Here is a 10,135-nt window from a genome sequence, read left to right on the forward strand (position 1 = left end):
TGGGTCGCTCGACCGACGGCGGGGCGGCGGACTCAACCGGCGGCGTGCCGGACGAGGACGTCCTGGACGTGGGTCCGCTTCGACCGCGGCACCAGGACCTGCTGGTCGTAGTGGCCGACCGCGACGAAGGAGATGAACACCTCGTTGTCGGGGACGTCGATGATCTTGCGGATCGCGGCGTCCTTCGCGCTCCCCATCGCGGTGTTGAGCGAGCACGACCCCAGGCCCACCTGGGTCAGGCCGAGGAGCAGCGACATCATGAACAGCCCGCCGTCCACGAACGGCTGGTTGCGCTCGGGGGCGAAGAGGAAGGCGTCGAGGTCGGCGGTGACCAGCAGCAGGCGCGGGGGCATCTCGTAGCCGTTGAACCCGCCCTGGATGTCCAGCACCGACCTGATGACCTGCGGGTCCTGGAACTGGTGCACGCGGGCGGCCTGGCGGTTGCACACCGACGGCGACTGCATCGCGATCTGCACGGCCCTGCTGACGTCCGCGTCGCTGACGGGCTCGTCGGTGAACTCCCGCACGCTGCGCCGCCCGTAGACCACGTCGAGGAAGCCTCGCGAGTCGTCGGTCTCGAGGCGGATCTCGCGCGTCTGCTCGGCGGGCAGCACACCGCCCTCGTGGTGCCGGGTGGTGTCGATGAGGTCCTGCGCCGCGCCGGAGAAGAGCTGACGGAAGGCGGAGACGTCGTGCTGCAGCGCCGCGTGCCGCTCGAAGTAGGTCTTCATCACGGCCGCGGAGCTCTGCAGGTAGGGGTCGTCGATGCTGAACCCGGACGCCAGCCAGGAGTTCATCTCCTTGGCGAGCCCCGGGACCGCGATCTTGCCGAAGCCCGCGCGGAAGTTGCTCCGGCTCAGACCCTTCTCGATCGCGTGGGCGTGGAAGATCATCCGCGCCCGGGCACCCGAGATCCTGTCCGCCGAGCGGGCGCGATCGTACGAACGCACCTGGCGTTCGTAGTCCGCCAGCGCCAGCGCCCTGGCCTGGCCCGCGAAGCCCTTGGCAGGGGGCCTGCCCGAGGCCTTCCGCCGTGCCGCGGCGGCGACGGCTGCGGGCACCTCCACGACCTCGATGCCACGCACCTCGGCGCCCGCGTTGCGGCCGGTGAAGTGCAGCGCGCCCAGCATGATCTCGGAGAATCCCGGGTCGGAGACGGTGAAGGTGACCGCGTCCCGGCGCGCCGTGCCCGAGCCCTGCGCGACGTTCACCTTGCCGACGGCGCGGAACTGCCCGGTCTCGGGGTTGCGGAGGTGGAGGTTGACGGCCGGCGCGTCGGTCCGGGGGGTCCAGTCGATCGTCAGCTGGTACGCCGAGCCCGGCGTCAGCGGCTCCGGCAGGGCGGTCCAGGCGTGGTTGCCGACCGCCGCGCCGTCCCGGGCCACCTTCAGCCGGGTGCCGCGCGCCTTGCGCGAGACGCGCCAGGCCTTGCCGTTGGCGCTGAACGCGGGGTTGTCCAGGGCGAACCGCTGGAAGCGGCGGATCGCGGCGGAGCCCTCGGCCTCGGGGTCCAGCGCCGTCCTCAGCCAATCCAGCGACGAGGCCCGGCCGGACTCGATGTACTCGCGGGCCTTCGTGAAGTCGATCTCCCGGGTGACGTACTCGTTCTCGGAGATCGTCTCGGCGGTGTCGGACTCCAGGACGCGGCGCTGGTCGTCGAAACCCATCGCCGCCATGAGGTTCTTGAACCGGTCGGCGCCCCGCTTGGTGTTGTAGATCGACGAGAAGGGCTTCTCGAAGATCGCCGCGAAGGCCGAGCCGTGGTAGCTGTCGGTGACGACGTAGCCGGCGTCGCGGTACGCGCGCAGGAAGTTCTCCGGGGCGTCCTCGGCCAGGACCTCGACCCGCGGCTCGTCCGCGAACAGGGACGTCACCTTCTCGCGCCCCTCGTCGGGGTTGGGGATCACCAGGATCTTGTCGAAGCCCAGCTTGTCGGCGATCGCCCGCGCGACGGACACCTTCTCCGGGTTGGGGTCGAGGTAGAAGACCGCGAGGTACTCGCCCCCGGGAGCCACCGTCGCCTTGTCGGCGAGGCCGGCGTAGTGCTCCTCGGGCAGCAGGAAGACAGGGTCGACGACGAGCGCCGCCTTGGCGCCGAAGACGTCCCGCGCGGTGTCGATCGCGTACTCCTCGCGCACCGAGATCGCGGTGAACTGCTGCAGGTTCGCGGCGTGCTTCGCGACGAACGGCACCTTGAACTTGTCGGTGCCGCGGTTCCCGAACGACGTGCCGTAGGCCACCCGGCGGTTCTCCGGGGCGACGAAGTCCAGGAACAGGTCGTCGTTGACCCGGCCGATCAGCGGGTTCCACAGCTGGTCGCTGCCCACGACGAAGGTGCGTGCGACGTCGTTCAGGCGCGGCAGCGCGGAGTGGTGCTCCTGATCGGTGTGCTCGTAGCCGACGCGACGGGCGAAGTCCATGGAGACGATGTCCGTGGGCCAGTGCACCCGGTAGCCGTTGTAGCCGAGCGGCTCGTGCACCATGAGGACCGAGCGGCCGAGGCTCTCGACGGCGCGGTTGAGCCCGTAGTAGGTGAGGATCGAACCGTAGTTCTTGCCGTACCACCATCCGAGGATGGCGACGTCGTACTTCTTCGCCGGATCCGTCATGCGCTGTGTCCCTGCCTGCTCGTGATGCCTGCGCGGTGCCCGCATCGTGTCTTCACTCGTTCTCGTCGACACCGTGGGTGTCGAACGTCGCGCGCCACTCGTCGACCGAGGTGAACGACGGCATGGCCTTCCGGTACCGCCGGCTCAGCGGCGCCCACTGGCTGCGCAGCTGCCGGTGCAGCCGCAGGCTGCGGACCAGGTAGGCGCGGAACTTCCTCGGGTCGCGGACGTACATCGAGGCGCCCGTGCCGTCGGCCGACGTGACGACCGCGGAGTCGAGGTGCGACAGGCGCCACCACCGGGCGGCGGTGGTCGAGACCCTCTCCTCGGGCACCTCGAGCGCCTCCGGCCGCACGGCGCGCAGCTGCTTGGCCATCCCGGTCAGCGCCGACGCGAGCGCGCGGGGCTTCCCTCCGGGAGCCGACGGCACCTTGCCCCGGCGGGAGGGGCGGTGGCGCCGGGTGAGCGGGAAGGCCCCCGGGTCCTTCTCCACCACGGCGTCGGGGAACCGCGCCCGCAGCGCCCGCACCTCGGGCAGCGTGGAGCCGATCGTCGCGTGCAGGTGCTCGGGGCCCTGGAGCAGGTCCTCGAGGGCCCGCAGGCGCAGCTCGACGGCCGAGTACTGCAGCTGCAGCAGGTGCTTGACGTCGCCGACGAAGCTCGCCCGCGGCAGCTCGCCGCCGCCGCGGTACGGCGAGTGCAGCATGGCCGCGAGCCACCGGTTGCGCTGGTGGTAGTAGGCCTGCCAGTCGATCGCGTCGTCCTTGTCGACCCACGGCACGTGCCACACCGCGGCCCCGGGGAGGGAGACCGTCGGGATGCCGTGGTCGGTGGCGCGCAGGCTGTACTCGGCGTCGTCCCACTTGATGAACACGGGGAGCGACAGGCCCACCGTGCGCAGCGCCTCGACCGGGATCAGCGACATCCACCAGCCGTTGTAGTCGACGTCCACGCGCTGGTGCAGCCACGGGGTCGTGCGCAGGGGGTGCAGCGAGAAGTCGTGCCGGTCGAACGTGTTCTCGATCTTGCCCCACCAGAACGAGTAGCGGTTGACCCGCTCGCCGAAGGTGTGCAGGCACGACTTCTCGAACATCGAGAACATGTGGCCGCCCACGATCGTGGGCGTCCGGGCGAAGTCGCCGAAGGCGACCGCGCGGGCGATGCCCTCGGGCTCCGAGACGACGTCGTCGTCGAGCAGCAGCACGTAGTCGGACTCGCCGGCCTGCAGCGTCTCCGCCATGCCGCGCGAGAAGCCGCCGGAGCCCCCGAGGTTTCCCTGGCGCACGAGCGACAGGCGGCCGCCGAGCCGGGCGGCGGCCTCGGCGAAGTCGGGCTGGTCCTGGACGAGCCTGCTGCCCTGGTCGACCACGTAGATCCGGTCCACCACGTCCTGGAGGCCCTCGTCGCCGCCGAGCGCGTGCAGCTGCGCGACGCAGTAGTCGGGGCGGTTGAACGTGGTGATCGCGATGGAGGCCGTGCCGTGCTTGCGGGCGTACGACCCGTCGACGCTCCACTCCGCGGACTCGAGGGTCACGGCGCCGTCGGAGGCGTACAGGTCGAACCAGTACCAGCCGCCGTCGCCGAAGGACGCGAGCGTCAGGTCGACGTCGACGACGCCGTCCACGCTGTGGATCAACCGCACCCGCTGCGGGTTTCCCCGCGCGTTCGACTTGTACACCGCGACGGTCGCGGGCCCCGAGAGCCGGAGGCTGAGCCGCACCTCGGCGACGTCGGTCCAGCGCCGCCAGTACCCGGCGGGGAACGCGCCGAAGTAGGTGCCGAACGACGCCTCGCGGCCGTGGTCGAGGCGCAGCGACCTGCGGCCCAGCACCTCGGCTCCTGCTTCGGCGGGCGCGACGTCCGGGTGCGCCTCCTCGGCGGCGCGCGCCATCGTGAAGTCCACGTACAGCGGGAGCGTGTCCGGGTCGGCGTCCGGCGGCAGCACCACCTGGTGCACGACGCGGCGGGACACCTCGGCCTCCGAGGCCGTCTCGAGCTGTGCCAGGAGAGTCACGCCGCACCCCCGAAGACCGCGCCGAGCTTGTTGTCGACCATGGAGAGGGCGGACCCGATCGCCATGTGCATGTCGAGGTACTGGTAGGTACCCAGTCGGCCGCCGAAGAACACGTCCTTCTCGCCTTCCGTGTGCTTGCGGTACAGCTGCAGCCGATCGCGGTCCGCCGAGGTGTTGACCGGGTAGTACGGCTCGTCGCCGCGCTCGGCGAAACGCGAGTACTCCCGTACGACGACGGTCTTCTCGCGCTGGTAGTCGCGTTCGGGGTGGAAATGGCGGAACTCGAGGGTGCGCGTATAGGGCACGTCCAGGTCGGCGTAGTTCATGACCGGGGTGCCCTGGAAGTCGCCGACCGGCAGGACCTCCTGCTCGAAGTCCAGGGTGCGCCACGACAGCTCGCCCTCGGTGAACTCGAAGTAGCGGTCGACGGGGCCCGTGTAGACGACGGGCACCTGGCCGACGGTCGCGGCCTTGTTGACCGGCTGCCCCTCGTCGAAGAAGTCCGTCTCGAGCCGCACCTCGATGCGCGGGTGGTCGGCCATCCGCTCGAGCCATGCGGTGTACCCGTCCACCGGCAGGCCCTCGTGCGTGTCGTTGAAGTAGCGGTTGTCGTACGTGTAGCGCACGGGGAGCCGCTTGATGATCGACGCGGGGAGTTCGGTGGGGTCGGTCTGCCACTGCTTGGCGGTGTAGTCGCGGATGAACGCCTCGTACAGCGGTCGCCCGATGAGCGACACGCCCTGCTCGTCGAGGTTCTCGGGGTCCTTGCCCGCGAGCTCGCCCGCGAGCTCGGCGATGAGCGCCCGCGCCGCGTCGGGGCCGTGCGCCGACCGGAAGAACTGGTTGATCGTGCCCAGGTTGATCGGCATCGGGAACACCTCGCCCCGGTGCGTCGTGTACACCCGGTGCACGTAGCCCGTGAACGCCGTGAACCGGTTGACGTACTCCCACACCCGCTCGTTCGACGTGTGGAACAGGTGGGCGCCGTACTGGTGGACCTCGATGCCGGTCTCGGGCTCCAGAGCGCTGTAGGCGTTGCCGCCGACGTGGTGGCGCCGGTCGATCACGAGAACGTTCGCGCCGTACTGTTCGGCGAGCCTCTCGGCAACGGTCAGGCCGAAGAACCCCGAGCCCACCACGACAGCGTCCGTCATACGACGACCTCCTCAAGAATGCGAAATCGGTGCCGTGAACATGCACGGCAGAAGCAGGACCACCGGGGTGCGTGCCGGGCTGGTCACGGGATCCGAGATTAGGGGCACGACAGGCCGCAAAAGTGCCGAATTGAACGGCGTCTCCTGATGATCGGACAGTGTTCATCCGGGTTCACCCGGGCGTTACCCGGACGTCAAGAAAACCCGCGACGCCGACCCGGCGGTGCGTTCGACGGGCTCTGGGGGCCCGGGCGCTCTACCGTCACCTGGTGACGGTCGCAACGAGGCGACCGCACCTCTTCGAAGGGGACACCATGAGCCTGCGCACCACCCATCGCGCGCGTCTGGTCGCCGTCGGCGCCGCCACGGCCCTCCTGATCGCCGGCGCCGGAAGCGCCGCCGTCGCCGGCGGCACCGCGGCCGAGCCGCCGTCCACGCCGGTCCCGGTGACCACCCCCGACGGCCAGACCTTCTCCTACGTCGTCAACGCCAAGCACGCGAACCCCGGCCAGACGCGTCTCGCGGAGCGGGCCGTCGAGGCGGCGGGAGGCGTCGTCGTCCAGTCGTGGCCCGAGATCGGCGTCGTGGTCGCGCACGCGGCACGCGCGGACTTCCGCGCCGACGTCGTGCGCCTCGCGCGCGGGCACGCCGTCGAGTCGGTCGGCGTCACCCGGACCGTCCCGGTGAGCGAGGGCACGCCCGCCGTCGCCGACGACGTCCCGGGTGCCAAGGGCGGCCCGTGGAAGGCGAAGGTCACCAAGAAGCCCGGTGCCGTCGTCGAGGACGGCGCCGGCGCGACGGCCGTCCCGGACCCGGGCGAGGCCACCCAGTGGGACATGGCGATGATCAAGGCCGACCGGGCGATCGAGATCAACCCGGGCTCGCCGGACGTGCTGGTCGGCGTCCTCGACTCCGGCATCGACGCCACGCACCCCGACCTCGCGACGCAGGTCGACACGGCGGCGTCCGTGAACTGCACCGCGGCGGGGCGCCCCGACACGTCGGCCACCGGCTGGCTGCCCACGACGTCCGACCACGGCACCCACGTGGCCGGGACGATCGCGGCGGCCGACAACGGGCTGGGCATCGTCGGCGTCGCGCCGGGCGTGAAGATGGCGTCCGTGAAGGTCGTCAACGACGACGGCTTCATCTACCCCGAGTACGCCGTCTGCGGCTTCGTCTGGGCGGGCCTGCACGGCGTGGACGTCACCAACAACTCGTACTACATCGACCCGTTCATGTACTGGTGTGAGGACCAGCCCGACCAGGCCGCGGTGAAGGAGGCCGTGCGCCGCGCGATCGACTTCTCCACCGACCGGGGCGCCGTGCACGCCGCGGCGGCCGGCAACGCGTCCACGGACCTGGCGAACAACACCCGCGACACGTCGAGCCCCAACGACTCGACGGCCGTGGACCGCACCATCAACTCGGGCTGCGAGGACATCCCGACCGAGGCGGACGGGGTCGTGACGGTCTCGTCCGTCACGAGCACCGGAGCCCTGAGCTCCTTCTCCAACCGCGGCCTCGGCAAGATCGACGTCGCCGCCCCGGGCAGCGCCATCGTCTCGACCGAGCTGAACGGCACGTGGGACACCAAGAGCGGCACGTCCATGGCGTCGCCGCACGTCGCGGGCGTGCTCGCGCTCATGAAGTCCGCGCACCCGGACTGGACGCCCGCCCAGCTCGAGCAGGCCGTGCGCGACCAGGCGGACGACCGGCCCTGCGGGACGACGCCCGTCGGGCCGACGTGCGTCGGGACGCCGGAGGAGAACAGCTTCTTCGGTGACGGCCTCGTCGACGCCCTCGACGCGGTGACGCTGGGCTGACCGAGCACGACGACCGCAGGGGGAGGGCGGCCCGCAGCGTGCTGCGGGCCGCCCTGCGTCGTCGACGGAGTTTCACCCGGTGCGGCCGGGTGAAAACCGCTGACCTGGGTGGATATGTCGTAGAACGTCCCTCGCGGTTCCCCATACTGACGTGCAGCACCGCCGGACCGCGCCCGCGCGACGAGGCGACCGGCCCTGAGCGGTCGTGGCCACGACGGCCGTGCTTCGTCTCGTGGCCGCTCCGCCGGCCGCTGATCCTCGGAGGACCCGTGGAACCTCTCCACCCGGCGGCGCGACGACGTCGCGGTCGCGCGGCGGCGCTCGTCACGGCCCTGGCTCTGGTCGTCACACCGCTCCTGGTCGCACCACCGGCCTCGGCGTCCGTCGTCGCGACGGAGGCCGCGGACGAACCGACGGTGGCCCCGACGGACGTCGTCGCCCCGGCGGCGGAGCAGCTCCTCGTCGACGGCACGCTGCAGGTCGGCGAGGAGGTCGCGGTCGACCCGCGGCCGGAGCTGTGGGCGCCGGCCGGGATCGGGCTCGCCTTCACCTACCGCTGGTTCGCCGGCGACTCCCTGGTCGCGGAGGGCACGGAGCCCACGCTGACGCTCGGGCCCGCGACCGTCGGCGAGCAGGTCAGCGTCGAGGTCACCGGCACGGCTCCCGAGGGCGCCGTCGACGGCGCGACCTCGGCGTCGGTCGTGGTCGTCGCCGCCGGCACGGTGGCCGAGGGCGAGCTCGTGACCGACGCCCCGACGATCAGCGGGACGGCGAGGTACGGGCAGACCCTCACCGCGAAGGCCGGTTCCTGGGAGCCGGCGGCCACCCTCACGTACCAGTGGTGGCGGGGCCACGACCCCGTCAGCGGGGCCACGAAGCCGACGTACACCCTGACGGCCGCCGACCTGGGCAGGACGATCGCGGTCTCGGTGTCGGGCGCCGCGGAGGGCTACACGTCCCGGACGCTCACGTCGGACCGGACCGCCGTCGTCGTCGCGGCCGGCCTGTCCGCGGGGACGCCCACGATCAGCGGCACCGTGCGCGTGGGCTCGAAGGTCACCGCCAAGCCGGGCACCTGGACCTCCGGGACCACGCTGGGCTACCAGTGGTACGTGTCCGGCACGAAGGTCTCGGGCGCCACGGGGTCGAGTTACACGCTGCCGTCGACGGCCAAGGGCCGGACCCTCACCGTCAAGGTGACCGGGAAGAAGACCGGGTACACCACGGTCACGAGGACGAGCGCCGGCACGAAGGTCGCGCCGGGGGTGCTGTCGGCGCCGAGGCCGACCGTCAAGGGCACCGTCAAGGCGGGCAGCACGGTCTCCGTGTCGCGCGGGACGTGGAACCCCGGGGCGACGACCTACCGCTACCAGTGGAAGATCAGCGGCCGGTCGATCCCGGGCGCCACGCGCTCCACGTACACGATCCCGTCGAGGTACGCCGGCAGGACGCTCACCGTCGCCGTGACGGGCAGCCGCAGCGGCTACACCACGCGCACCGTGACGAGCTCCGGCACGACCGTGCTGCGCGTCTACTCCAGGACCTCCGCGCCCCAGGTCTCCGGGACCGTCCGCGTCGGCTCCACGCTCAAGGTGAGCAGCAAGGGCACCTGGAGCCCCGCACCGACGTCGTGGAAGTACCAGTGGAAGGCGAACGGCACCGCCATCAAGGGCGCCACGAGGTCGTCGTTCACGCTGACGTCGGCCCTGCACGGCAAGAAGATCACCGTCACCGTCACCGGCGTCCGCCCGGGGTACGCGACGTCGTCCCGGACCAGCGCGGCCACCGCCACGGTGGCCTGGCCCGTGGGCGTCAGCACGCCCAGGGTGACGAACCAGCCCGACGCGCTGTGGGTCACCACCGGCCAGTCCGCCCGGTTCTCGGCGTCCGCGACCGGCGGCAGGCTGAAGTACCAGTGGCAGGTGCGGACGGCGGAGTCGGGCACGTGGAAGAACGTGTCCGACCGCACCTCGTCGTCCTACGCGTTCACCGCGCGCTCCAAGCACACGCTCGCCGACTACCGCGTTCGGGTGTCGAACGTCGCAGGCACGACCTACTCGAAGCCGGCCACGCTCTGGGTCGACTCCAGCCGGTCCGACCCCTACGCGCCCGGCAAGTGGTTCGTGGGCAACTTCTGGATGCAGTCTCTCTGGGACACCGAGGCGGGGACGGTCGACGGGGTCTCCTTCGTCGATGCGTGGTTCGTCGGGTGCTCGCTCGGGGACCCGGCCGTGAGCGTCTGGGACGACCTGGAGATCTCGTACGTCGGGTCGAACGGCAAGACCTACCGTGCCTCCGCCTATCCCTACGCGACGGAGGACGGCTGCGAGCAGATCGTCGTCGAGGCCGACGGCGTCAGCAGCGCCGTCGCCAAGGGCGGTGTGTGGAAGATCGTCGACCACTCGGGGTCGTGGATGTACGGGTCGTCGACGCAGTGGGTGCGCGGGCTGGGCTGACGGCCGGCGCGTGACCACGGGGTGGGGGGGGGGGGGGGGGGGGGGGGGGGGGGGGGGGGGGGGGGGGGGGGGGGGG

Annotated in this window: 5 protein-coding genes; 2 read left to right on the plus strand and 3 right to left on the minus strand. The window is 71.4% G+C overall.

The window, feature by feature from the left end:
* Positions 1-32: 32 nt before the first annotated feature.
* The 3 genes from ACQP6G_RS12490 to glf are packed head-to-tail and all read right to left on the minus strand — an operon-like array spanning position 33 to position 5,777.
* The gene (locus tag ACQP6G_RS12490; RefSeq protein WP_429764638.1) at positions 33-2,609 is read right to left on the minus strand and encodes a polysaccharide pyruvyl transferase family protein; all 2,577 of its coding nucleotides are present in this window, start codon (positions 2,607-2,609) and stop codon (positions 33-35) included.
* Between the two features lie 52 nt (positions 2,610-2,661).
* A complete protein-coding gene (locus ACQP6G_RS12495) occupies positions 2,662-4,623 on the minus strand; it encodes a glycosyltransferase (RefSeq protein WP_429764639.1) in 1,962 nt (653 codons plus the stop codon).
* On the minus strand, positions 4,620-5,777 hold the full coding sequence (gene glf / locus ACQP6G_RS12500; RefSeq protein WP_429764640.1) for a UDP-galactopyranose mutase: 1,158 nt from the start codon (positions 5,775-5,777) through the stop codon (positions 4,620-4,622). Before glf ends, ACQP6G_RS12495 begins: the two co-directional genes overlap by 4 nt.
* A gap of 314 nt (positions 5,778-6,091) precedes the next feature.
* Here glf and ACQP6G_RS12505 point away from each other — a divergent pair, with 314 nt between their 5' ends.
* Both ACQP6G_RS12505 and ACQP6G_RS12510 read left to right on the plus strand, forming a co-directional pair.
* A complete protein-coding gene (locus ACQP6G_RS12505) occupies positions 6,092-7,603 on the plus strand; it encodes a S8 family peptidase (RefSeq protein ID WP_429764641.1) in 1,512 nt (503 codons plus the stop codon).
* Between the two features lie 269 nt (positions 7,604-7,872).
* Positions 7,873-10,059 (plus strand): hypothetical protein, encoded by a 2,187-nt coding sequence (locus ACQP6G_RS12510; protein ID WP_429764642.1) that lies wholly within the window; start codon positions 7,873-7,875, stop codon positions 10,057-10,059.
* The last annotated feature ends 76 nt before the right edge of the window (positions 10,060-10,135 follow it).

This window comes from Isoptericola nanjingensis, assembly GCF_050311635.1.
GTDB lineage: Bacteria > Actinomycetota > Actinomycetes > Actinomycetales > Cellulomonadaceae > Isoptericola > Isoptericola nanjingensis.